Origin of the sequence: Sphingobium cupriresistens, assembly GCF_004152865.1 — a bacterium.
In the GTDB taxonomy this organism is placed as follows: domain Bacteria; phylum Pseudomonadota; class Alphaproteobacteria; order Sphingomonadales; family Sphingomonadaceae; genus Sphingobium; species Sphingobium cupriresistens.
The window spans coordinates 1-24,099 of sequence record NZ_SEOO01000013.1; the positions used below are offsets into that span (position 1 = coordinate 1).

The following is a 24,099-nucleotide window of genomic DNA, read 5'->3' on the forward strand; positions in this document are numbered from 1 at the left end:
GTTCCACGCTGTAGATCCCCACACCTCCCTGACTCGGCAGAAAGGCTTCAAGGTGGACGACTTTTACGCCGCCCGCAGCAGGACTATCCCGCCGCTACCGTGGTCGAATATTGCTCCGCCGTTCTCACCAACTGGCGTGGCGCTGATTCTTCCACCCCTCCTTCATCGCCTCGTAGCAATCGCGCGCCGCAGTCTCGAAACTCGGTACGACCTTCCGCGATTTGCGCTTTTCCGCGACAGGATCAACACCCAAACGGACCTGACGGCGTAACGCCATCGCCGCATCCCTTGCCTCTGCCAGTGAAACATCGAAGGTGGAGCCCAGGCCATAGTCACGTCGCTTCCCGTCTTTCTGCATACGCAGAACCCAGGACCGCGCGCCGCTCGGTTTGACGACAAGGCACAGGCCTCGTCCATCGACATGACGACCAGCCTTCGCGTTCTTCACCTTTAATGCTGTAAGGGCCATAGGTTCTAGTTCCCGCCTGAAATGATCCCACAATCGCTCCCACACTTCGATGGGATTTCAGGCAAATAAGACCGACCGACCGCGAACACCTTACAAGACAAATCACTGATATTACATGGGACTTAGGAACGCTCTGATCCTGCCTGAGATGAAAGTTATACGCCCGTAGGGGTCACCAAATCCTCTCCCAAAGGACCGGCCTATGTCGGAGAACGCCATCAACGCCTTGCGGCGCATGGGCTTCGCGCAGGATCAATGACCGGCCACGGTTTCCGGGCGATGGCGGCATGATCCCGACGATCGCCTGAGTGTTCGTCATTGGACACACAACCCATCCTGCGGAAACTGGCCCTGTCGCTCGTCTCTTGCTTCCATTAAGGAAGCAAAGATGAGCGACACGGACAGCCTATGCCCGATAGACGAAGCCCTGACACAGGATGGCTATGCCCGCCTGTCCGGCGCGACGCTATTCGACCGGCTGGATATCGCCGAACCCGACTGGTCGGCCTTCGCGGCCAGTTGGAACGATCTTGGCCCCGACCTCTTCATGGCCGATGGCGGCCGCTACCGTCGCCGCCGTCACGCCGCTTTCGCGCTGGAACGGGGCCGCTTCACCCGCAGGCCGCACCAGCCCCATTATCAAAGCCGCGATTACAACCCGCTCAATGGCGACGTGCAACGCTGGTTCGATCCCGTCGAAGCGGCGACGGTCGCCAACCCCGTCTGCGACGCGATCTTCGCCTTCGCCGCCGACCATTTCGATCCGGCGCGCCAAGGCGACTGGCACATCGAAATGCATCAATTCCGCATCGAAACGAAACCGAGCGAAAGCGGCCGGCCCACCCCGGAAGGGATGCATCGGGACGGCGTGGACCATGTGCTGGTTATGCTGGTCGATCGCCGCAACGTCCGCGAAGGCGTGACGCGCATCGGCGCGCTCGACGGCACGCCGCTGGGCGAGTTTACCCTGACGGAAGCGGGCGACACGATGCTGATCGACGACCACCGCATCCTGCACGGCGTGACGGAAATCCACGCGCTGGACTCGGCGAAACCGGCCTGGCGCGACGCGCTGGTCGTGACGTTTGTGGCCGAACGCTAACCCAAGCCGTTCGTAACCTACTTCAACAACACCAGTTCTTCCGCCATGCTGGGATGCAGCGCCACGGTATCGTCGAAATCCTGCTTGGTCAGCCCGGCCTTCACCGCGATCGCCGCCGCCTGCAATATCTCCGGCGCATCCGGTCCGATCATGTGCAGCCCGATCACCTTGTCGCTCGTCGCGTCCACGATCATCTTGTACAGCGCCCGCTCTTCGCGCCCAGCCAGCACATTCTTCATCGGCCGGAAATCGGACGTGTAGACCTTCACCGTGCCATAATGGTTCTTGGCCTCCGCCTCGGTCATGCCCACGCCGGCCAGCGGCGGATGGCTGAACACGGCCGACGGCACGCAGCTATAATCGACCTTTCGCTTGTTGCCGCCGAACACGGTATCGGCGAAGGCATGGCCTTCGCGGATCGCCACCGGGGTCAGTTGCAGCCGGTCGGTGACGTCGCCCACGGCATAGATGCTCTCGCAACTGGTCTGGCTATAGTCGTCGACCTTGATCGCGCCCTTGTCGTTCAGTTCGACCCCGGCCGTCTCCAGCCCCAGCCCGTCGGTCATCGGCCTGCGCCCGGTCGCGAACAGCACGACGTCGGCCGCAACCGGATCGCCGTCCTTGAAGCGGACGCATAGCGTGCCGTCCTCATTCTTATCGATCCGCTCCATCTTCGCGTTGAAGCGGAAATTAATCCCCTTGGTCATGGAAATCTGGAGCAGCCGGTCGCGGATCTGCGTGTCATAGCCGCGCAGCAGGTCGCTGCCGCGATTGACCATCGTCACATGGCTGCCCAACTGATGAAAGATGCCGGCGAACTCGTTGGCGATATAGCCGCCACCGACGATCACGATCCGCTTGGGGCACGCCTCCAGATGGAAGACCTCGTTGCTGGTGATGCCATGTTCGGCGCCCTCCAGTTCGGGGATCACGGGCCAGGCGCCGGTCGCGACCAGGATCGTCTTGGCCGTCACTTCGCGCCCGCTGGCCAGTTTCACCCCATGCGGCCCGGTGATGGTCGCGCGCTCGCGGATCACCTCGACCTTGTGGCTGTCGAGCGTATTGCCATACAGGCCTTCCAGCCGATCGACCTCGGCCAGCACATTGTCGCGCAGCGTGGTCCATTCGAACCCACATTCCGGCACGTCCCAGCCAAAGCGCCGCGCGTCCTTCAGATCCTCGGCAAAATGCGCGCCGTAAATGAGCAGCTTCTTGGGCACGCAGCCGCGAATGACGCAGGTGCCGCCGACGCGAAATTCCTCGGCCACCGCAACCTTCGCGCCATGCGCCGCCGCGACCCGCGACGCCCGCACGCCGCCCGATCCTGCGCCGATGACGAAAAGGTCGAAATCATAGTCACTCATGCCGCGCCTCCGATGGAATAGGCGCGGATATGGCGGGTGGAGGCCCTAGTTACAAATGGGAATATTGTTGCTGGTAGCCAAACCACCTCCGTTCGCTTCGAGCGCGTCGAGAAGCGTTGCGCCCTCGCTTCTCGACTGCGCCCGAAACCAAAGACAGTTTATGCCGCGCCCAGCGCGATCTCGATCAACGCCATGGTCGATGGATCGAACCCGGTCGCCCCATCCGCCTCGATCGACTTGGCGATCTCCTTGCCCAATTCCACCCCGAACTGGTCGAACGGGTTGATCCCCATCAACACCGCATTGGCGAAGGTCCGATGCTCGTAGAAGGCGATCAGCGCGCCCAGCGCCTCCGGCGTCACATCGTCCAGCAAGATCGTGGTCGACGGCCGGTTGCCGGGATAGGACCGCGCCGGATCGGCCTCATTGTCCTTCCCCCGCATCAGCGCCGCGCCCTGCGCGAAGCAGTTGACCAGCAGCGCGCGATGATGCGCCGGGTCCAGCGCATGGCCCGGTTCGATCGAAGCGATGAACTCGACCGGCGATACGATCGTCCCCTGGTGCAGCAACTGGAACACCGCATGTTGCGCATCGGTGCCCACCCCGCCCCAGGTGATCGGCGCGGTCGGGCCGTCCACCGGACTGCCGTCGCGTTGCACGCTCTTGCCGTTGCTCTCCATCTCCAGTTGCTGGAGGTAGGAGGGCAGCAACGCCAGCCGCTCGTCATAGGCGAACAGCGCGCGGGTCTGGCACCCGATGACGCGGGTATAATATTGATCGACAAAGGCCGCGATCAGCGGGGCGTTCTCGCTTGGAGGCGACAGGCGGAAATGCCGGTCCATCGCCGCCGCGCCCTCCAGCAGGCTCTCGAACGCATCCCATCCCAGCGCCAATGCAGCCGGGAAACCGATCGAGGACCAGAGCGAATAGCGCCCGCCCACCGACTCTGCGAAGGGCAGGATGCGGGTTTCATCCACGCCCCATTCCATCGCCTTGTCGGGCGCGGCGGTCAGCGCGATCACCTTGCCATAGGGGTCGTCCACCCCGGCCTCGACCATCCAGTTGATCGCGCTCGCCGCATTCAGCATCGTCTCGCTGGTCGTGAAGGTCTTGGACGCGATCGCGATCAGCGTGGCGTTGGGATCGAACCCCTCGATCGCCCGCTCCAGCGCGGTGCCATCGACATTGGACACGATGCCCACATCATAACGCACCCCGTCGCCGTCCAGCGCATCGACGATCAGTTTTGGGCCAAGCGCCGACCCGCCGATGCCGATATGCAATATGTGCCGCACCTCGCCCAGCGCGCCCGCCTCGATCGCATCGATCAGGCCGCGCATCCGCCGGTGCAGCATCTTGGCATGGGCGACGCTTTCGGCATGGCCCTCGCCCCGTTCGGCCGGATGCTCGGCGGCGCGGCCTTCGCTATTGTTCACCGCCTCGCCCGCAAACAGCGCGTCGCGCTGCGCCGCAAAGCCCTGTTCATCGGCCAGCTTCAGGAAACCCGCCAGCACATCGTCGGTCAGATGGGTCTTGGACCAGTCGAACCGGATCGGCCCCTGGGTCAGGACCAGCTTGCCCAACCGGCCGGGATCGGTCGTGAAAATGGTCTTCAGGTCTGCTTGCGGAAGCGCGGCGATAGACGCCAGTGCAGAATTGGGCATGGATATATCCCTCATGACGTTGGTCGATATCGACGCTGCACCGGTCGATTCTGCCTATGCTTACCCAAATTCGTCATGCTTTGCATCGTCAAGGACTGCTTGACGCGCTGCGTCTCAAGCCCCACAAGCCGCCACGGCCGCCCTGTCGGCTCATACGACCGGCCTTTCCAAGGGATCAGACGACACTCCATGACTGCCAAATCGGAAACGCGGGACTTTATCTGGTTTCTCGCCAAGCTGGGCCTGTTCGTCTTCATCCTGCGCAGCTTCATCATATCGCCGTTCAACATTCCCTCGGAATCGATGCAGCCGCGTCTTTTGATCGGCGACTATCTGCTGGTGGCCAAATGGCCCTATGGCTATTCGCGCTATTCGCTGCCCTTCTCGATTCCGCTGATCCCCGGCCGTATCCTGGCCTCCACGCCCCAGCGCGGCGACGTGGCGGTGTTCAAGGCGCCGCCGAACCAGAAAAACGACTATATCAAGCGCGTCATCGGCCTGCCCGGCGACATGATCGGCGTGCGCGGCGGGACCGTCTACCTGAACGGTCAGGCGATCCCCAAGCAGAAGGTCGCCGACCTCGTCATCCCCGTCACGCCCAACATGCTGGATGCTGCCGCCCGTGAAGGTGCGCCATCCCCCTGTTATCGCGCCGATTTCGAGGAAGCCGCGGCCGGCGGCGGCAAACAGTGCCGCTATCCCCAGTATCGTGAAACCCTGCCTGGCGGAAAAAGCTACAATGTCCTCGACCTGCTGCCCGACGGCGCGGCGGACGATCGGGACACGGTGCTGGTGCCGCAGGGCCATCTCTTCATGATGGGCGACAATCGTGATCGCAGCGCCGACAGCCGCTTCCCCGCGGTCGAAGGCGGCGGCATCGGCCTCGTACCCGAAGAAAATCTGGTGGGCAAGGCGATGATCTCGGTCTTCTCCACCGACGGCAGCGCCAACTGGCTGCTACCCTGGACCTGGTTCACCGCCGCGCGCTGGAGCCGTATCGGGGAAGGCTTTTGAGCAAGCCTGATACGGCCGGCTGGCTCAAGGATCTGATCGGTCGCGCGCCCGAAAATCCAGCCAGGTTCGATCAGGCGCTGACCCATGGCAGCGCCAAGGCGGTCAATTATGAGCGGCTGGAATTTCTGGGCGACCGTATCCTCGGCCTGCTGATCGCCGAATGGCTGTTCGAACGCTTCACCGATGAACCGGAAGGCAAGCTCTCCCGTCGCTTCAACGCGCTGGTGTCGGGCGAAACCTGCGCCGAAGTGGCCCGCACAGCGGGCGTCCCCATCCATCTGGTGCTGGGCAAGCAGGCGCGCGACGATGGCGCGGCCGACAGCGACAATGTGCTGGGCGACGTGATGGAGGCGCTGATCGGCGCCCTCTATCTGGAAGGCGGACTGGAAGAGGCGCGCGCACTCGTCCGCCGGCTGTGGGGCAATCGGGTCGACACCCAGACCAGCGCCCCGCGCCACCCCAAATCCTATCTTCAGGAATGGGCCGCGGCCAACAAGCGCAAGCCTCCCGAATATGTCCTGACCGACCGTTCCGGCCCGCACCATGCGCTGCGCTTCACCGTCACCGTCTCGATCAAGGGCGCAGGCGAAGCCTCCGCCACCGGCGCCTCCAAACAGGAAGCCGAAACGGCGGCCGCCAAGGCGCTGCTGGAGAAGCTGATGGGTTGATCCCAACTATGCTACACCGTGCCCCCGCGCAGGCGGGAGCCCAGTCCCGCCGCTGGAACTGGGCTCCCGCCTGCGCGGGAGTTTTTGGAATAGAATGGAATAAAATTGACGGTTGAATCGGAAACACAGCGCTGTGGCGTCATCGCCGTCGTCGGCGCGCCCAATGCGGGCAAGTCCACGCTGGTCAACGCGCTCGTGGGGCAGAAGGTGGCGATCACCAGTCCCAAGGCGCAAACCACGCGCACCCGCGTCATGGGCGTCGCGATAGAGGGCGATGCGCAGATCGTGCTGGTCGACACCCCCGGCATCTTCGCGCCCAGGCGGCGGCTGGACCGCGCGATGGTGCAGGCCGCCTGGGGCGGAGCGCAGGGGGCGGATCTGATCGCGATGGTGGTGGATGGCAAGGCGGGGCGCGGCCCCAAGCTGGAGCCGATCATCGAAGCGCTCAAGCATCGCACCGAACGCAAATGGCTGATCCTCAACAAGGTCGATATCGCGATCAAGGAAAAGCTGCTGACCCATACCCAGGTGCTGAACGACACGCTGGGTTTCGATGAAATCTTTTTCGTGTCCGCCGCGACCGGGGATGGCCTGCCCGAACTCAAGGCCGCCTTTGCCAAGGCGATGCCGGAAGGGCCATGGCATTTCCCTGAAGACCAGGTGTCGGACGCCACCGACCGGATGCTGGCCGCGGAAATCACGCGCGAACAGCTTTACCACCAGCTTCACGCCGAACTCCCCTATGCCGCGGCGGTCGATACCGAACAGTATAAGGAGCGCGACGACGGATCGGTCGAAATCCACCAGCAAATCCTGGTCGGCCGCCCGACCCAGCGCGCCATCGTCCTGGGCAAGGGCGGACAGCGCCTGAAGGAAATCGGGTCGAAGGCGCGCGCCGAACTCGCCACCCTGCTCGGCGTCAGGGTCCATCTCTACCTCCACGTCAAAGTGAAGGAGAATTGGGAGGACGACCGCAGCATATATCGCGATATCGGCCTCGACTGGGTGGAGTGAATGTTCGCGGCATAGGGTAAATCCATCCTTTACCTTATGTCGTTACGGCTCCGTTTCATGGGACCGAAACAGAAAATCGCCTTTGCCGTGGGCGTCTCCGTTATCGGGACGATCGTCATCATGGCGATCGTGTCGACCATCCCCGGCATGTTCATTCCGCTGCGCTATTTCAGCGTGGGCATTTTCTGTTCCGCCAGCATTTCCACCCCGGTCTGCGTCCTGCTGGTCCGGCAGGGCGAGGAAAACCGGCTGTTGCGCCACGAACTGGAACGGCGGGTGGAGGAACTGGCCTATCTTGCAGATCGGGACGGCCTGACCGGCCTGCTCAGCCGGAACGCCTTTCTCGACCGTGCTGGCCAGGTTCATGCGCGGCCGGGCAACTGGTATCTGCTGATCGACATCGACCATTTCAAACGCTTCAACGACGATCATGGTCATCAGACGGGCGACGCCGTGCTACATGCCGTCGGATCGGCCATCGCGCAGGCGCTCGGCCCGGACGACCTGAGCGGACGGCTGGGTGGCGAGGAATTCGCCGCCTGCCTGACCGATTGCTCCGCCGACCTGGCGACCCGCCGCGCCGAACATGTCCGCGCATCGATCCAGGCGTTGCGGGTGCGTGCACCGTCCGGCCATATCGTGCGCGTAACCGCCAGCATCGGTCTTAGCCCCGGCGACCCGATACGGCCGATCGAATCCAGCCTGCACCGCGCCGACATCGCCATGTACGCCGCCAAGACCGGCGGCCGCAACCAGGTGCGGCGCGCCGCCTGACCCTACTCCGTTGCCGCAGCCTTCTTCTTCGCCGGGGCCTTCTTGGCGGCCGGCTTCTTCACGGTGTCCCCGTCTTTCTTGGCGGCAGGTTTCTTGGCCGCCGCCTTCTTCGGCGCGGCCTTCTTCTTGCCCTTCTTCGCCGGCGCCGCCGCGGCCCGCGCGTCGATCAACTGCGCGGCTTCCTCCAGCGTCAACTGGTCCTTGTCCACCGTCTTGGGCAGGGTCGCATTGGTGGTGCCGTCGGTGACATAGGCGCCGTACCGGCCCTCCATCAGCTTGATCTCCAACTCCGTGCGCGGATGCGCGCCCAGCACCTTCAACGGTTCGCGCCCGGCGCTGCGCGGACCACGGTTGGCCGCCTCCGCCAGCTTCACCACCGCGCTGTTCATACCGACCTCGAAAATCTCCGACGTGGATGACAGCCGCCCATATTTGCCGTCATGCAGCAGATAGGGACCAAAACGCCCGATATTGGCCACGATCGGCAATCCGGTTTCGGGATGCAGCCCCACTTCACGCGGCAGGCTCAGCAGCTTCACGCCCCAATCGAGCGTCAATTCGCCATCGGGCAAATCCTTGGGAATGGAGCCGCGCTTGGCCTCCTTGCCCTCCCCCATCTCGATATAGGGACCAAAACGCCCTGACTTCTTGACGATATCCTGCCCGGTTTCGGGGTGCTGGCCCAGCACCTCCGGTCCGCTATCCTCGCCGTCCTTGCCGCCCGGCTGCCCGAACTTGCGCGTATATTTGCACTCCGGATAATTGGAGCAGGCGATGAACGCGCCAAACCGCCCGCCGCGCAGCGACAATTGCCCATCGCCGCAGAGCGGGCAGGCGCGGGGATTGCTGCCGTCCGCTCGCGGAGGGAACAGCATCGGCTCCAGAAACTTGTCCAGTTCCGCCGTAATGTCGGACGGCTTCTGTTCCATAATCTCGGCGGTCTTGGGCTTGAAATCCTTCCAAAAAGCTTCCAGCACTTCCTGCCACTGGGCGCGGCCGCCGGAAATATCGTCCAGCTCGTCTTCCAGTCCCGCCGTGAAGTCGTAGGACACATAGCGTTCGAAGAAGCGCTCCAGGAACGCCGTCACCAGCCGCCCGCTCTCCTCGGCGAAGAAGCGGTTCTTCTCGATCCGTACATAGTCGCGATCCTTGAGCACCTGCAACGTGGACGCATAGGTGGACGGCCGCCCGATCCCCAGCTCCTCCAGACGCTTCACCAGCGACGCTTCGGAATAGCGCGGCGGCGGCTGGGTGAAATGCTGTTCTGCCGTGACTTTCTTCTTGGCAGGGGCATCGCCCTCGCTCATGCGCGGCAGCAGCTTTGAATCATCATCGTCGCTGTCGTCGCGGCCTTCTTCATAGAGCGCCAGGAAGCCTGGGAAGATCACCACCTGCCCCGTCGCGCGCAGCGTATGGCTGCCCGATCCGTCGATCATGTCGATCGTCGTGCGCTCCAGCCGCGCCGACGCCATCTGGCTCGCCAGCGCGCGCTTGAAGATCAGGTCGTACAGGCGCGCATGATCGCCCGACCCCACCTTGTCGCGGCCGAACTCGGTCGGACGAATGGCCTCGTGCGCTTCCTGCGCATTTTTCGCCTTGGTCTGATATTGGCGCGGCTTTTCGGGCAGGTAACCGCCGTCATAGCGTTCCGCGATCGCCTTGCGCGCGGCGGAAATGGCGCTGCCGTCCATCTGCACGCCATCGGTACGCATATAGGTGATCGCGCCGTCTTCGTAGAGCTGCTGCGCGATCCGCATCGTGTGGCTGGCCGAAAAGCCCAGCTTGCGCGCGGCTTCCTGCTGCAAGGTGGAGGTGGTGAACGGCGCGGGCGGATTGCGGGTGAGCGGCTTCGTCTCGACCTTGTCGACGGTAAAGCGTCCGGCCTCCACATCGGCCTTGGCGGCCATGGCGTCGCCTTCCTTGCCGATGGTCAGGCGGTCGATCTTCTCGCCCTTCCAGCGGACGAGGCGCGCGGTAAAGCCCTGCCCGCCCTGCTCCATCTCGGCCGCGACCGACCAATATTCCTGGGGGCTGAAGCTTTCGATCTCGCGCTCGCGCTCCACCACCAGCCGCAGCGCGACCGACTGGACGCGGCCCGCCGACTTGGCGCCCGGCAGCTTGCGCCACAGCACCGGCGACAAAGTGAAGCCCACCAGATAGTCGAGCGCCCGGCGCGCGCGGTAGGCATCAATCAGATCCTCGTCCAGCGCGCGGGGCTTGGCCATCGCGTCGAGCACCGCCGCCTTGGTGATCGCGTTGAACGTCACCCGGTCCACTTGGCTCGGCAGCGCCTTCTTGGCGCGCAGCACCTCCTGCACATGCCAGCTGATCGCTTCCCCTTCGCGATCAGGGTCAGTCGCCAGGATCAATCGCGTCGCCGTCTTGGACGCATCGGCAATGGCCTTGAGCTGCTTGCCCTTGTCGCCATAATTTTCCCACGACATGGCGAAGCCGTCGTCCGGGTCCACCGACCCGTCCTTGGCGGGCAAGTCGCGGATATGGCCATAGCTGGCGAGGACATGAAAATCGCCGCCCAGATATTTCTCGATGGTCTTCGCCTTGGCCGGCGATTCTACGATGACAAGCTGCATTTAGGCCCCGGAAAATAGTCTCTCACGTATACGCGCGAGTGTGGAAGGCGATGACGGCGGGCGTCAAGCGGGCTGTGCGTAAGGGAGAAGGCGCGCCAACGCCAGTATCTTGTCGATCCATCCCGGTCGCAGCACCATCTGACCGCTGACCGCCAACTATCCCACTAATGCAAATCAAAGCGGCCGCAACCCATGCGACTTTTACCGCGGACCAGTGTTCTAGCCCCATCGCCGGAACGCCCCGACCGGCGACATCCCTCATCTAGACAGGAATGACGATGTCCGATTCCAACAGCCATGACATTTCCACGCTCAACGGCCTGATCGCCACCACGCTCGACAGCGCGGACGGCTATACCGAGGCGGCGAAGGACAGCGACCATGGTCGCTTCACCACGCTCTTCACCAGCCGCGCGACCGAACGCCGTCAGGTCGTCACCCGTCTCCAGCAGGAAGTGCGCGCCCTTGGCGGCAACCCGGAAGATGACGGCACCATTCTGGCCGGCGCCCACCGCCTGTTCCTGAACCTGAAAGCCACGCTGACCGGAAAGGATGACAAGGCTATCATCAACGAGGTCGAAGCCGGCGAAGATCATATCAAGGCGAAGTATGAAGACGCGATGGCCGATCGCGATCTGTCGCCAGCAGTTCGCGCCGTGATCTAGCAAAGCTATGTCTCGGTGAAGCAGGGCCATGACGAGATGCGCGATCTCAAGCACAGTATGCAGCATTAATCGCAGCGGATCGGGCGGTGGAGGCGATAACGCCTTCGCCGCCATGATTCATCGCAGAGCGACCCGCCCGCCCGCCTGCCGCTCCAGCGCGCCCGCCAGTTCCAGTTCCAGCAGCACCGTCTGCACCACCGCGGGCGACAAGCCAGACAGGCGGATCAGTTCGTCGATTGGCACCGATACCGGTCCCAGCAACCCGACCACTATCGCCCGCTCCTGCGCCGCGACGTCGCTCGACACCGGCGCACCGATAAAATCGAAGCTGCCTTGCCGCACCATGCGCGGATCGATGCTGCCCACGGCCTCCAGCACGTCGGCGGCGTTCTGGATCAGGATCGCGCCCTCGCGGATCAACTGGTTACAGCCCTGCGCCCGTGGATCGAGCGGCGATCCCGGCACCGCCATCACCTCGCGCCCCGCCTCCCCGGCCAGCCGGGCGGTAATCAGCGAGCCGGACTTGGGCGCCGCCTCCACCACCACCGTTCCCAACGCCAGCCCGGCAATGATTCGATTGCGCGCCGGGAAATGGCGCGCCAGCGGCTGGACGCCGGGCGGATGCTCCGTCACCAGCAGGCCGCTTTCCGCCACCTGCGCCTGCAACTCCCGGTTCTCTGGCGGAAAAGCGATATCGATGCCGCTGGCGATCACGCCGATCGTCCCGCTCTCGATCGATCCGCGATGTGCTTCCGTATCGATGCCGCGCGCCAGCCCGGACACCACCACCGCGCCACGCTGTCCCAGATCCTGCGCCAGCGTGCGCGCGAAACGGCAGGCGGCGGCAGACGCATTGCGCGCGCCAACCATGGCGATGCATTGCCCGCTGGCCAACGCCGTATCGCCGCGCAGGATCAGCGCAGGCGGCGCGCCTTCAAACTGGTCGAGCAGGACGGGATAATCGGGATCGCCCATCAGCAGATAGCGCGCGCCCAGCGCCCGGCTCTGCGCAATCTCCTTCTCCACCGCCCCCGCATCGGCCACGCTCGCGCGCCCGCCGCCCCGCGCCGCGAGATCGGGAATGGCGCGCAACGCTTCCCCGGCCGTCCCGAACCGCGCGAGCAATTGCCGATAGCTGACCGGACCGATCCGGGGGGAGCGGATGAGCCGCAGCCGGTCGAACCGCTCCCGCTCGCTCATTCAGCGGCAGTGCCCTTGGACCCGCCGATCTTGGGTTCTTCGCCCTTGGCCAGCCGCGCGATATTGGCGCGGTGCCGCCACAGCACGATCAACGCCAGCGCCAGCGCAACCGGCACCAGGTCGATCCGTCCGAACGCCCACATGGCGACCGGCGCGCTGATCGCCGCCGCCATGCCGCCGACCGAAGACCATTTCGTCCCGAACAGCGCCGCCAGCCATACCGCCGCGAAAATGCACCCGGCCGGCCAGAATATCGCCGTCACCACGCCCATCATCGTCGCGACGCCCTTGCCCCCTGCGAAGCGCAGCCAGATCGGATAGCAATGGCCGATAAAGGCCATCGCCCCCGCCATCGCCCCCCCACCGTCAACCAGCGCCGCGCCGACCAGCACCGCCGCCGCGCCCTTGAGCAAATCGAGCAGCAAGGTCGCCGCCGCCAGCCCCTTGCGCCCGGTGCGCAGCACATTGGTCGCGCCGATATTGCCCGATCCGATCTGCCGCAGGTCACCCGCGCCGGTGAAGCGCGTCAGCAGCAGGCCAAAGGGGATCGAACCGAGCAGATAGCCCAGGAGCAGGACGAATGCGGGAAGAAGCCAGGGAGGTGTCATGAAATTCGCCGATAAATGGTGCGCGCGACCATAGCGTGACAGGCGCGCGGGGCAATGCCCAAAGGCTTGATTTGCGCGGTCATGCCCCTACGCTCTCTGCATCCTTGCCGGAGCCGTCCATGACCGACATGCCGCTAGACGCTTTCACCCGCTCCTGGACCAGCATGGCGCTGGCCCCGCAGAAATTATGGCAGTCGATCAATTCGGGCTGGTCGTTCGGCAATGTGACGATCAACGAAAGCAACAGCAGCGCGCCGCAGACCGAGCAGGCGATTCTGGCGCAGGAAAGCTATGGCCGGCAAATCGGCAAATTGCTTGATGCGGTCGATCTGCTGGTGAAACAGCAACCGGATTGGGCGCACATCAAGGCATTTGACGAGATCGATCAGCTCAAGACGAAGATCGACGGCGTGAAGCACGCCCTGGCAGTCAAGCGGATCGCGCAGTTGCGCGGCGACCTCGACCTGCTGCGCCTTTCCACCGACCCGGCGGACAAGGCGCACTATGACGCCTGGATCGCCGCGTTGCGCCAATTGCTGGACGACATGCCCGCCTCGGCGAACTGAAGCCCCGTTGACACTCCGGCCTCCTGCCGCGACACAGCGGCCATGACGGTCGCCTCTGACGCTCCCATTCTTTTCTTCGATTCCGGGGTCGGCGGGCTTTCGATTCTCGCCCCGGCGCGCGCCGCCCTCCCCACCGCGCCGATCGTCTATGCCGCCGACAGCGCCGGATTCCCCTATGGCACCAAGAGCGAGGCGGAAATCGCCGCGCGCGTCCCCGCGCTACTCGGCCGGCTGGTCGAACGCTACCGCCCGCGCCTCGCCGTCATCGCCTGCAACACCGCCTCGACCATCGCGCTCCAGCATGTCCGCGCCGCGCTCGACATTCCCGTCGTCGGCACTGTCCCGGCGATCAAGCCCGCCGCCCTGCTCTCCAAAAACCGCGTCTTCGGCGTGCTCGGCACCGACGCCACCGTGCGCCAGCCCTATGTCGACCGGCTCGCCGCCGAACATGGCGCGGACTGTATCGTACTGCGCCACGGATCGGCGGCGCTGGTGCAACTGGCCGAAGCCAAGCTGCGCGGCGAAGCGCTCGATCCCCATGTCGCGCGGGATGCGCTGGCGGGCCTGCTCAACCAGCCCGGTGGCGACCGCATGGACATGGTGGTCCTTGCCTGCACCCATTTTCCGTTGGTGGAGCCGGAATTGGCGGCGGCCGCCCCGCATCCCATCGGCTACGTCCATGGCGGCGACGGCATAGCACGGCGCATCCAATATCTGACCCAGGGCCAGCCCTGGCCAGACGCGCCCAGCCCAGGCATCGCCGTCTTCACCCGGCTCGACGAAAAGGTCGAAGCGCTCCGCCCCGCACTCGCCCGCTATGGCCTCGATCGCATCGACGCGCTCTGATTGGGGGTAGGCCATTTGTCCAATGGCCAATTTCTTCGATAAGTCTGATAGCTATTCCTCCTTGGAATTGCGAGCGGTTATCGCTGGTAAAGCCGGGGCGGGGCGGTTAAACGCGGCATCGGGCAGAGGAAGGCGCAGCGGCACAACAGCGCGCGGGCAAACGGGAAGAAGCGTAGTGAACTACAAACACATCTTTTCGCAGGCGATCGACCGTCTTCATGAAGAAGGTCGCTATCGCGTGTTCATCGACATCCTCCGCAATCGCGGCTCCTACCCCAATGCCCGCTGCTTCCACGGCCATAACGGCCCCAAGCCCATCACCGTCTGGTGTTCCAACGACTATCTCGCCATGGGCCAGCATCCCAAGGTCGTCGCCGCGATGGAAGAGGCGCTGCACGATGTCGGCGCCGGCTCCGGCGGCACCCGCAATATCGGCGGCAACACCCATTATCATATCGACCTGGAAGGCGAACTGGCCGACCTGCATGGCAAGGAAGCGGCCCTGCTCTTCACGTCGGGCTATGTCTCGAACGAAGCGACGCTCTCCACCCTCGCCAAGCTGCTGCCCGGCTGCATCATCTTCTCCGACGAACTGAATCACGCCTCGATGATCGCGGGCATCCGCAATTCGGGCTGCGAAAAGCGGGTCTTCCGTCATAATGACGTCGACCATCTGCGCGAGTTGCTGGCCGCCGAAGACCCCGAAGCCCCCAAGCTGATCGCGTTTGAAAGCGTCTATTCGATGGATGGCGACGTCGCCCCGATCGCGGCGATCTGCGACCTGGCGGATGAGTATAATGCGCTCACCTATCTGGACGAAGTCCATGCGGTCGGCATGTATGGCGCGCGCGGCGGCGGCATTTCGGAACGCGACGACGTCGCGGACCGCCTCACCATCATCGAAGGCACGCTGGGCAAGGCGTTCGGCGTGATGGGCGGCTATATCGCGGCCGACCAGATGATCGTCGACGTGATCCGCAGCTACGCGCCCGGCTTCATCTTCACCACCTCGCTCTCGCCCGTATTGGTCGCGGGCGTGCTGGCCAGCGTGCGGCACCTCAAGGCATCGAGCGAAGAGCGCGAAGACCAGCAGGCGTCTGCTGCGCTGCTCAAGCAGTTGATGGCGGAAGCCGGCCTTCCGGTCATGCCGTCGGTCACCCACATCGTCCCGCTCATGGTCGGCGACCCGATCAAGGCCAAGCGGATCAGCGACATATTGCTCGCCGAATATGGCGCCTATGTGCAGCCGATCAACTATCCCACCGTTCCGCGCGGCACCGAGCGACTGCGCTTCACGCCCGGCCCGGCCCATGACGAAGCGATGATGCGCGACCTGGTGTCGGCGCTGGCCGAAATCTGGGATCGGCTGGAACTGGAAAAGACCGCGCGTCGGGCGGCTTGATAACATGGTTGGGAATAGAAGTTTCAAGGGCATTGCTTTGATTGCACTTGGAAACGGAACATAGCCAAGTCGTAGAGCGCAATTTCCCTACTTGTGTAACTCCATTTTTCAGCAGAAAGATGTTGTTGGGGATTCACAGGGGCAAAAAATGGCACTCAACACCGCTCAACTGACATTGATTGAACAGCGGATTACCAATCAGGGACCAAGCGCGGCCGTGGCTTACTTGCTTTGGTTTTTTCTTGGCATAGTGTCCGGGCATCGCTTTTATCTCGGCCGACCTGCCAGTGCAATTTTGCAGATAATATCTTATTTCATTTTGATCGGCTTTATCTGGCTTTTGATCGATGCATTTCTGATCCCCGGAATGGTCCGGGATAAACAGGATGGAATTCGCCAACGGCTCATGACTGACATGATGGCCCATGGAACTACTTGACCTGAGAATAGAAATCTAATGCTCAGGTAAATGGTCGACCCAGGCTATGCTTCCTCTAATCGCATAGTTCCGATACATGGAATGGCATGATGGTTCACCGCTCATGTCGTGCGCCAGCCGTTCGATCGCGATCGCTAGTTCCCGGCGCGGCGAGACATGGAACTTGTCCAGCCACCCGAACAGCGCCCGCTTCCATACTCCCGGCAATTCATCCTGCTGGCCGAAATCCACGATCTCCAGCCTGCCGCCCGGCGCTACGCATTGCGCGGCCTGGGTCAACGCATCCTCCCAATCGGGGATCATCGACAGCGCATAGCTGATGAATACCCGATCGAACCCGGCCCGCCCGAACAGCGCTTGCGGATCAAAGGCGCAGGCGTCCCCCTGCGCCAGCGTCACCCGATCCGCCAATCCGGCCTTCGCCACGCCCGCCCGCGCCGTCTCCAGCATCGCCTGGCTGATGTCGACGCCATAAAGCCGCGTGCCCGGCCACGCCTTGCCCACCGCGATCAGGTTGCGCCCGGTGCCGCAGCCAATCTCCAGCACGGACCCGCCCGGCGGCGGAGCCAGGTCGGCGATCAGCTCGTCCCTCCCCAGCAGATAATATTTGCGGGTCAGGTCGTAGATATGCCGTTGATAGCGATAGACCCCGTCCATCAACCCGCCATGATCGCTCACAGGCTTGGCTTCAACACATAGAGATGGACGCCGCCATAAATGGCCGACCGGTCGCGGGCGGTATAGTCGCGCGACGCCTCCGCCCGATAGTCCCAGCGGTCCAGCACATCGCCCGCCACCCGCCCCGGCAATATGCTCGGTTCGCCGGCGGTGCGGAACAACACCCGCGCGCCCGGCTTGGCCGTCCGGGTGATCTGCGCCCAGAGCGCGTTCAATTGATCGTCGTCCATCCAGTCCTGCGCGTCGAGCAGGATATAGCGATCGCACGACGCCGCCGGCTGGCTGGCGAGGAAATCGGTGAAGTTGATGTGCCGCACATCGACGCGGCTCGCCCGCGCCCGCACCGCCTCATGGTTCGCGGCTTGCAGATAGGGCGGCAACGGTCCCTCACCCCCTGCATAGCCGCGCCCGAATGCCTGCACCGCGAAATAATTGTCCTTCAGGTCGAAATCGCAGGCCAGCTTCTCCAGCCGCGTCTTGAGCACGCTGTCCATCCGCGCGTCACCGGCCAGCGCCTCGAACTGGGCGGGCGGAATGCCGAGCCCAAACAGCGACGCCGGCTGGCTGGTCAGCCAGCGCACGAAACCCTTGTCAAAGATCGGCGCCAGCTCGCGCTCGAAAATCTCGCGCTGCTCCTCGCGGCTGCGCGCGTCCAGCATCCGCTTGGGATTGACGCCATGCAACCGCGCCAGCAGATGCGCGGCGCCGATGAAGCGGCCGAGCAGGCCATGTTTGTAGATACCGCGCGCGAAACCGCCGATCCGCCGCCGCCCGATCAGGTCCCGCCCTTCCCAGTAACGCCGGGTCGCCTCGTCCAGTTGCGGCGCCACGACGTCGCGATAAGCGGCGATATTCGCCTTATTGTCCGCCTGCGCGAAAAATCGGTGGAAGGTCGCATGGTCCGGCAGGCTCTGCGCCGCTATCAGCTTGAGCCGATTGAGCGCGATATGCGCGGTGTTGAGGTCGACCGCGGTGATCTTCGCCGGATCGGCCGTCAGATAACTCAGCACATTGCAGCCGCCCGACGCGATCGTCACGACATGGCTGTCGGGCGTGATCGCCAGCGCCTCCATATCCACGGCCGGGTCTTCCCAGATCTGGGCATAGACCAGACCACGAAAGGCGAAGGTGAAGGCGCGCTCCAGCAACCCCTGCTTCGACAGATGCCGGTGGCGATGCACCGCGCTGGTGATTTTGTGATGGCCAGCCTTTTTCTGATGACCAGTCTGATCCGCCGTCGCTGCCATGGCTGCACTCCTCGCTGCCGGGTCGTTCCGGCGCGGATAGGGCAATGGCATGTCGCCTGCATGACGTACGGGTTACGCCATGATGACGGCCTTTGGGGAAGTCGCCTTGCGGAACCAGCGCGCCCTCTCCCATCTTGTGCAGACATGGCCCATTGGATCGAACCACACCCCACCGGCATCTATGTCCGTCCCGCCGATGCCTGGATCGATCCGTCGCTGCCGCAGGAGCGGGCGCTGGTGACACATGGTCATGCCGATCATGCCCGCGGCGGCCATGGCCATGTCTGGGCGACGCGGGAGACGCTGGCGATCATGGCGCTGCGCTACGGCACCGCCAGCGGCACCGCGGTCGGCTATGGCGAGGAAGTCCGCATGGGCGGCGTCGCGATCCGCTACGTCCCTGCCGGCCATGTGCTGGGGTCCGCCCAGATCGTACTGGAGCATGGTGGCGAGCGGATCGTCGTGACCGGCGATTACAAGCGCCGCCCCGACCCGACCTGCCTGCCGTTCGAGCCGGTGCCCTGCGACATCTTCGTGACCGAGGCGACCTTCGGCCTCCCCGTCTTCCGCCACCCCGACACCGGCAGCGAGATGGACCGGCTGCTCGCCGCGTTGCACGTCCATCCTGACCGCTGCGTGCTGGTCGGCGCCTATGCGTTGGGCAAGGCGCAGCGAGTCATTTGCGAACTGCGCGCGCGCGGCCATCATGATCCGATCTACATCCATGGCGCGATGGAGAGGATGTGCGCCCTATACGAAGAGTTCGGCGTCGCCATGGGCGAACTGCGCCCCGCGACCGGGGTGCTCGCAAAGGAAATGCGCGGCCGCATCATCCTGTCGCCGCCGTCTGCCCTCAACGACCGCTGGAGCCGCCGCCTGCCCGATCCGATCACCGCCATGGCGTCCGGCTGGATGCGGGTGCGCCAGCGCGCACGGCAGAAGAATGTCGAACTGCCGCTGGTCATTTCGGACCATGCCGACTGGGACGAACTGACGGATACGATACGCGAAGTCGCGCCGAGCGAAACCTGGATCACCCATGGCCGCGAAGAAGCCCTTCTGCACTGGTGCATGACCCACCAGATTCGCGCCCGCGCCCTGGCGCTGGTCGGCCGCGAAGATGAGGATGAGGGGTAATGCGATCGCACAACCCACATCCGTTCGGTTCGAGCCTGTCGAGAACGGAAGCGCGCAAATGAGGCAATTCTCCCAACTTCTCGACGGCCTCGTCTACACCCGTTCCCGCAACGGCAAGCTGGACCTGATCGCCGCCTATATGCGCGACGCGCCCGATCCCGATCGCGGCTGGGCGCTCGCCGCGCTGACCGGCAATCTCGATCTCAAGGCCGTCAAATCCTCCGCCATCGGCGAGATGATCCGCGCCCGCACCGACCCCGTCCTCTATGAAATGAGCCGCGACTATGTCGGGGATCTCGCCGAAACCGTCGCCCTGCTCTGGCCCAAGCGGGACGACCAGACCGCCGAACTGGACGACGGCTCGCTCAGCCTGGCGGCCGTGATCGATCGCCTCCATGGTGTCAGCCGCGCCGCCGCGCCCGATGCCCTCGCGCAGATGATGGATCATCTCGATTCCTCCGGCCGCTTCGCCCTGCTGAAACTCGCCACCGGGGGCCTTCGCGTCGGCATCTCCGCCCGCCTCGCCAAAACCGGCTTCGCCCAGGGCTTTGGCCTAGACGTCGATGATGTCGAACAGGTGTGGCACGCACTCGCCCCGCCCTACACCGCCCTGTTCGACTGGGCGGAGGGCCGCACCGGCCGCCCTGACCCGGAAGGCACGCCCTATTTCCGCCCCTTCATGCTCGCCCATCCATTGGAGGCCGACAGCGTCGACCTCACTGACTATGCCGCTGAATGGAAATGGGACGGCATCCGCATCCAGATCGTCGGCACCGGCAGCGAAACCCGCCTCTACAGCCGCGCCGGTGATGATATTTCCGGCAGTTTCCCGGAAATCGCCGCCGCCTTCACCGGCCATGCGGTCCTCGACGGGGAATTGCTGGTGAAGGGCGAGGTGCAGGGCGCCGCCGAACATGGCGGCGCCGCGGCCAGCTTCAACGCGCTCCAGCAGCGGCTCGGCCGCAAAACGGTCAGCGCCAGGATGATGGACGACTACCCCGCCTTCGTCCGCCTTTACGACCTGTTGATCGAAGGGGACGAGGATTTGCGCACCCTCCCCTGGACCGACCGCCGCGCCCGGCTGGAAGCGTTTATGCCCGGCCTTGACCCGAACCGCTTCGACCTGTCCGCCGTCATCGACGCCCCCGATTTCGAAGCGCTCGCCGACATCCGCGCCGGCACGCGCGACGCCGCGATCGAAGGGGTCATGCTCAAGCGCCGCGACAGCCCCTATGTCGCCGGGCGCAAGGCCGCGCTCTGGTACAAATGGAAACGCGATCCGCTGACCGCCGACTGCGTCATGATGTACGCCCAGCGCGGCCACGGCAAACGCTCCTCCTTCTATTCGGACTATACGTTCGGCTGCTGGACCCCGGACGGCGAATTGCATCCGGTGGGCAAGGCCTATAGCGGCTTCACCGACGAGGAGCTGAAATGGCTCGACCGCTTCGTGCGCCAGAATACGGTCGCCCGTTTCGGCCCGGTGCGGGAGGTCGAAAAGACGCTGGTGCTGGAAGTCGCGTTCGACTCGATCCACGACAGCAAACGCCATAAATCCGGCCTCGCCATGCGCTTCCCCCGCATCGCCCGCATCCGCAAGGACAAGCCAGCGGCGGAGGCCGATACGGTGGAGGGGTTGAAGAAGCTGGTGAGTTAGCGCAGGATGGATCAAAAGGAGAACGGATATGCCCTATACCGGAAGCTGCCATTGCGGCGCCGTGACCTTCAGCGTCGCGGCCGAAGCGCCGACGGAAGGCATGACCTGCAACTGTTCCCATTGCAGCCGCAAGGGCTTCGTCCTCACCTTCGTGCCGGCGGATCAGTTCACGCTCGATAGCGGCGCGGACGAACTGAACGACTATCTCTTCTACAAGCACGCGATCACGCATCAATTCTGCAAGACCTGCGGCACGGAAGCGTTCGCGCTCGGCAAGTCGCCGCAGGGTGAGATGCGCGCGATCAACCTGCGTTGCGTGCCAGCGGTCGATATCGACGCATTGACGATCAACAAGGTCGACGGCGCCAGCTTCTGACAGTCTGACTTTGCGCTGTCACGCGACGTCCCTATATGGGCGCTTTCGCGCGTCGGGCGCGACCATAGTGATGGAGCATTTGAATTGAGCAAGGTTCTGGTCATCGGCGCGGGCGGCGTCGGGTCTGTCGCGGTCCACAAGATGGCGATGAACCCTGATATTTTCAGCCATGTCACGCTCGCCAGCCGCCGCCTCGTCAGTTGCGAGAAGGTCGCCGAATCGGTTCTGGCGCGCACCGGCGTGACCATCGACGTGGCGCAGGTCGATGCCGATAATGTCGCAGAGACGATCGCTCTGATCGAGAAGGTGCAGCCCAAGCTGGTCGTGAACCTGGCCCTGCCCTATCAGGATCTGGTGATCATGGACGCCTGCCTGGCCACGAAGACCGACTATCTCGACACCGCCAATTACGAACCGCGCGACACGCCCAAGTTCGAATATGGCTGGCAGTGGGCCTATCAGGACCGTTTCAAGGAAGCCGGTATCACGGCGCTGCTGGGGTCTGGCTTCGACCCCGGCGTCACCAGCGTCTTCGCGTCCTATATCAAGAAGCATCTGCTCGACACGATCGACACGCTCGACATTCTGGACTGCAATGGCGGCGACCATGGTCAGCATTTCGCCACCAACTTCAATCCGGAAATCAACATCCGCGAAGTGACCGCGCCGTCGCGCCACTGGGCGAATGGCGAATGGGTCGAAGGCCCGGCATTGAGCCACAAACAGACGTTCGATTTCGACCAGGTCGGCGAAAAGAACATGTACCTCATGTATCATGAGGAACTGGAAAGCCTCGCAAAATTCTATCCCGAAATCAAACGCATCCGCTTCTGGATGACCTTCGGCGACGCCTATCTCAAGCATCTCGAAGTGCTCCAGAATGTCGGCATGACCCGGATCGATCCGGTCATCTACAATGGTCAGGAGATCATCCCGCTCCAGTTCCTCAAGGCCGTGCTGCCCGAACCGTCAAGCCTTGGGTCGACCACCAAGGGCAAGACCAATATCGGCGACATCGCCACGGGCCAGAAGGACGGTCAGGAAAAGACCGTCTATGTCTATCAGGTCTGCGACCATGAAGACGCCTATGCCGAAACCGGCAACCAGGCGGTCAGCTACACCACCGGCGTGCCTGCGATGATCGGCGCGGCGCTGATGCTGACCGGGGCGTGGAAAGCCCCGGAAGGCGAAAATGGCGGCGTCTTCAACATCGAACAGTTCGATCCCGATCCCTTCATGGACATGCTCAACAAGCATGGCCTGCCCTGGCAGGTGAAGGAACTGGACGCGCCGCTGGCCTTCTAAACTTGGTCATCCCGGCGCAGGCTGGGATCTCTCTTTTCTTCTGTGGCGCCACAAAGAAGTGAGACCCCGGCTTTCGCCGGGGTGACGGCGCGGCAGGATGGAGTATTACCCCATGGAAACCCGTGCCGGCGATCCCGCCGCTTTCGCCCGCTTCGACCTCTACCGCGTCCCCTCGCCCGCCTTCGTGGTGGATGAGGCCGCGGTACGGCGGAACCTCGCCGTCCTGCGCGACATAGGCGACCGCGCCGGCATCAAGGTCCTGGGCGCGCTCAAGGCTTTCTCGATGTGGTCGCTTGGGGGCGTGCTGGGCGAATATCTCGACGGCGTCTGCGCATCGGGCATCTATGAAGCGCGCCTCGCTCACGAAGAATATCAGGGCGAAGTCGCGACCTATTGCGCCGCCTACAAGCCCGAAGACCTGGCCGAAATCCTCAAGATTTCGGATCATGTGATCTTCAACAGCCCCGGCCAGATCGCCCGTTTCAAGCCCGTCATAGACGCCGCGCGCGCCGACGGCCGCGTCTTCGACATCGGCCTGCGCCTCAACCCCCTCCATCCGGAGGGGGAAGTGCCGAAATATGATCCCTCACAACCGCACAGCCGCCTGGGCTTCCCGGTAAACCAGTTACGCCCCGAACACCTCGAAGGCGTCGACGGCCTGCACATCCATAATCTTTGCGAGCAGGATCTACCCCCGCTGGAGCGGACCTGGGCGGCGATCAAACCGTATGTCATGCCCCATATCGACCGCCTCAAATGGCTCAACTTCGGCGGCGGCCACCATGTCACCCGCGCCGATTACCAGATCGACGACCTCATCGCCTTCTTGGCTGGGATCAAGGCGCAGACCGGCCTCACCCTCTATATCGAGCCTGGCGAGGCTATGGCGCTCGACGCGGGCATATTGGTTGGCGAAATCCTCGATGTGATCGACAACGGGATGCCCGTCGCCATTACCGATATCAGCGCGACCTGCCATATGCCCGACGTGATCGAGGCGCCCTATCGCCCCGCCATGCTGCATGAGCCGGACGATGGCCCGGTCACCCGACTCGGCGGCCCCTCCTGCCTTGCGGGCGACATTATCGGCGACTATCGAATCCCCGGCGGCGCGGAGCCGGGCGCGCGCATCGCCTTCCTCGATCAGGCCCATTATTCGATGGTCAAGACCAACACCTTCAACGGTGTGCCTCTTCCAGCCATCTGGCTGTGGCACTCGGAAACCGATGAACTCAAGGAAATCCGCGCCTTTTCCTATAGCGATTTCAAGACCCGTCTCTCGTAACGCACGTTTCGTAGCCTCCTGCGCAACA

Annotated in this window: 23 protein-coding genes and 1 pseudogene; 16 read left to right on the forward strand and 8 right to left on the reverse strand. The window is 63.8% G+C overall.

Translation table 11 applies throughout. The annotated features are described in order from the left end of the window. Nucleotides 1-271 (forward strand): hypothetical protein (locus EWH12_RS22630; RefSeq protein ID WP_242496004.1); only part of this gene is annotated, 271 nt, incomplete at its 5' end. 9 nt (nucleotides 272-280) lie between these two features. Here EWH12_RS22630 and EWH12_RS22635 read toward each other — a convergent pair. After that, nucleotides 281-469: pseudogene (locus EWH12_RS22635) on the reverse strand (Arm DNA-binding domain-containing protein); the annotation flags it as partial. A gap of 388 nt (nucleotides 470-857) precedes the next feature. On the opposite strand from EWH12_RS22635, the gene EWH12_RS09400 reads away from it, so the two are divergent. Continuing rightward, the gene (locus tag EWH12_RS09400; protein WP_129926394.1) at nucleotides 858-1,571 is read left to right on the forward strand and encodes a 2OG-Fe dioxygenase family protein; all 714 of its coding nucleotides are present in this window, start codon (nucleotides 858-860) and stop codon (nucleotides 1,569-1,571) included. Nucleotides 1,572-1,588: 17 nt separating this feature from the next. Here EWH12_RS09400 and gor read toward each other — a convergent pair whose 3' ends face one another. Beyond that, nucleotides 1,589-2,935: a glutathione-disulfide reductase gene (gor, locus tag EWH12_RS09405; RefSeq protein ID WP_129926395.1), complete on the reverse strand. Its 1,347-nt coding sequence runs from the start codon at nucleotides 2,933-2,935 to the stop codon at nucleotides 1,589-1,591. A gap of 158 nt (nucleotides 2,936-3,093) precedes the next feature. Next, the gene (gene pgi / locus EWH12_RS09410) at nucleotides 3,094-4,599 is read right to left on the reverse strand and encodes a glucose-6-phosphate isomerase (RefSeq protein WP_129926396.1); all 1,506 of its coding nucleotides are present in this window, start codon (nucleotides 4,597-4,599) and stop codon (nucleotides 3,094-3,096) included. A 189-nt stretch (nucleotides 4,600-4,788) separates the two neighbouring features. Here pgi and lepB point away from each other — a divergent pair, with 189 nt between their 5' ends. From lepB to EWH12_RS09430, 4 genes are all read left to right on the forward strand, one after another. Next, nucleotides 4,789-5,613, forward strand: a complete 825-nt coding sequence (gene lepB / locus EWH12_RS09415) for a signal peptidase I (RefSeq protein ID WP_066601610.1) — start codon at nucleotides 4,789-4,791, stop codon at nucleotides 5,611-5,613. Next, a complete protein-coding gene (gene rnc / locus EWH12_RS09420; protein ID WP_129926397.1) occupies nucleotides 5,610-6,281 on the forward strand; it encodes a ribonuclease III in 672 nt (223 codons plus the stop codon). Before lepB ends, rnc begins: the two co-directional genes overlap by 4 nt. A gap of 105 nt (nucleotides 6,282-6,386) precedes the next feature. Next, nucleotides 6,387-7,295, forward strand: coding sequence for a GTPase Era (era, locus tag EWH12_RS09425; RefSeq protein ID WP_129926398.1), 909 nt, complete (start codon nucleotides 6,387-6,389; stop codon nucleotides 7,293-7,295). A 57-nt stretch (nucleotides 7,296-7,352) separates the two neighbouring features. Further along, nucleotides 7,353-8,069 carry a GGDEF domain-containing protein gene (locus EWH12_RS09430; RefSeq protein ID WP_165363592.1) on the forward strand — a complete coding sequence of 239 codons (717 nt, stop codon included), beginning with the start codon at nucleotides 7,353-7,355 and terminating at the stop codon, nucleotides 8,067-8,069. A gap of 2 nt (nucleotides 8,070-8,071) precedes the next feature. Here the strand turns inward: EWH12_RS09430 and topA are convergent, their stop codons facing one another. Then, nucleotides 8,072-10,660 (reverse strand): type I DNA topoisomerase, encoded by a 2,589-nt coding sequence (gene topA / locus EWH12_RS09435; protein ID WP_129926400.1) that lies wholly within the window; start codon nucleotides 10,658-10,660, stop codon nucleotides 8,072-8,074. A 278-nt stretch (nucleotides 10,661-10,938) separates the two neighbouring features. On the opposite strand from topA, the gene EWH12_RS09440 reads away from it, so the two are divergent. Next, nucleotides 10,939-11,325: a PA2169 family four-helix-bundle protein gene (locus tag EWH12_RS09440; protein WP_242495999.1), complete on the forward strand. Its 387-nt coding sequence runs from the start codon at nucleotides 10,939-10,941 to the stop codon at nucleotides 11,323-11,325. A gap of 117 nt (nucleotides 11,326-11,442) precedes the next feature. On the opposite strand, the gene dprA is transcribed toward EWH12_RS09440, so the two are convergent. Continuing rightward, nucleotides 11,443-12,525, reverse strand: a complete 1,083-nt coding sequence (gene dprA / locus EWH12_RS09445) for a DNA-processing protein DprA (RefSeq protein ID WP_129926401.1) — start codon at nucleotides 12,523-12,525, stop codon at nucleotides 11,443-11,445. Beyond that, nucleotides 12,522-13,133 carry a glycerol-3-phosphate 1-O-acyltransferase PlsY gene (plsY, locus tag EWH12_RS09450; RefSeq protein ID WP_129926402.1) on the reverse strand — a complete coding sequence of 204 codons (612 nt, stop codon included), beginning with the start codon at nucleotides 13,131-13,133 and terminating at the stop codon, nucleotides 12,522-12,524. Before plsY ends, dprA begins: the two co-directional genes overlap by 4 nt. A 119-nt stretch (nucleotides 13,134-13,252) precedes the next feature. On the opposite strand from plsY, the gene EWH12_RS09455 reads away from it, so the two are divergent. The 4 genes from EWH12_RS09455 (at nucleotide 13,253) to EWH12_RS09470 (ending at nucleotide 16,386) form a co-directional block, all read left to right on the forward strand. Beyond that, nucleotides 13,253-13,699 (forward strand): hypothetical protein, encoded by a 447-nt coding sequence (locus EWH12_RS09455; protein ID WP_129926403.1) that lies wholly within the window; start codon nucleotides 13,253-13,255, stop codon nucleotides 13,697-13,699. Between the two features lie 42 nt (nucleotides 13,700-13,741). Then, entirely contained in the window at nucleotides 13,742-14,545 is an 804-nt protein-coding gene (murI, locus tag EWH12_RS09460) for a glutamate racemase (protein ID WP_066601589.1), read from the forward strand. A 175-nt stretch (nucleotides 14,546-14,720) separates the two neighbouring features. Further along, complete coding sequence (gene hemA, locus EWH12_RS09465) at nucleotides 14,721-15,947, forward strand: 5-aminolevulinate synthase (RefSeq protein WP_129926404.1); 1,227 nt, start codon at nucleotides 14,721-14,723, stop codon at nucleotides 15,945-15,947. A gap of 148 nt (nucleotides 15,948-16,095) precedes the next feature. Further along, nucleotides 16,096-16,386 (forward strand): TM2 domain-containing protein, encoded by a 291-nt coding sequence (locus tag EWH12_RS09470; RefSeq protein ID WP_066601585.1) that lies wholly within the window; start codon nucleotides 16,096-16,098, stop codon nucleotides 16,384-16,386. 15 nt (nucleotides 16,387-16,401) lie between these two features. On the opposite strand, the gene EWH12_RS09475 is transcribed toward EWH12_RS09470, so the two are convergent. Together EWH12_RS09475 and EWH12_RS09480 are read right to left on the reverse strand one after the other, a co-directional pair. Continuing rightward, on the reverse strand, nucleotides 16,402-17,064 hold the full coding sequence (locus EWH12_RS09475) for a class I SAM-dependent methyltransferase (protein ID WP_066601579.1): 663 nt from the start codon (nucleotides 17,062-17,064) through the stop codon (nucleotides 16,402-16,404). Further along, nucleotides 17,061-18,311: a BtaA family protein gene (locus tag EWH12_RS09480; RefSeq protein WP_129926405.1), complete on the reverse strand. Its 1,251-nt coding sequence runs from the start codon at nucleotides 18,309-18,311 to the stop codon at nucleotides 17,061-17,063. The genes EWH12_RS09475 and EWH12_RS09480 overlap by 4 nt, the downstream gene beginning before the upstream one ends. Nucleotides 18,312-18,455: 144 nt before the next feature. Between EWH12_RS09480 and EWH12_RS09485 the strand changes: the two genes are divergently transcribed. From EWH12_RS09485 to EWH12_RS09505, 5 genes are all read left to right on the forward strand, one after another. Then, on the forward strand, nucleotides 18,456-19,448 hold the full coding sequence (locus EWH12_RS09485) for a ligase-associated DNA damage response exonuclease (RefSeq protein WP_129926406.1): 993 nt from the start codon (nucleotides 18,456-18,458) through the stop codon (nucleotides 19,446-19,448). Nucleotides 19,449-19,506: 58 nt separating this feature from the next. Beyond that, entirely contained in the window at nucleotides 19,507-21,105 is a 1,599-nt protein-coding gene (locus EWH12_RS09490; protein WP_129926407.1) for a cisplatin damage response ATP-dependent DNA ligase, read from the forward strand. 28 nt (nucleotides 21,106-21,133) lie between these two features. Further along, entirely contained in the window at nucleotides 21,134-21,481 is a 348-nt protein-coding gene (locus EWH12_RS09495; RefSeq protein ID WP_129926408.1) for a GFA family protein, read from the forward strand. 84 nt (nucleotides 21,482-21,565) lie between these two features. Next, the gene (locus EWH12_RS09500; protein WP_129926409.1) at nucleotides 21,566-22,786 is read left to right on the forward strand and encodes a saccharopine dehydrogenase family protein; all 1,221 of its coding nucleotides are present in this window, start codon (nucleotides 21,566-21,568) and stop codon (nucleotides 22,784-22,786) included. A gap of 112 nt (nucleotides 22,787-22,898) precedes the next feature. Beyond that, entirely contained in the window at nucleotides 22,899-24,071 is a 1,173-nt protein-coding gene (locus EWH12_RS09505; RefSeq protein WP_129926410.1) for a carboxynorspermidine decarboxylase, read from the forward strand. Nucleotides 24,072-24,099: the final 28 nt, after the last annotated feature.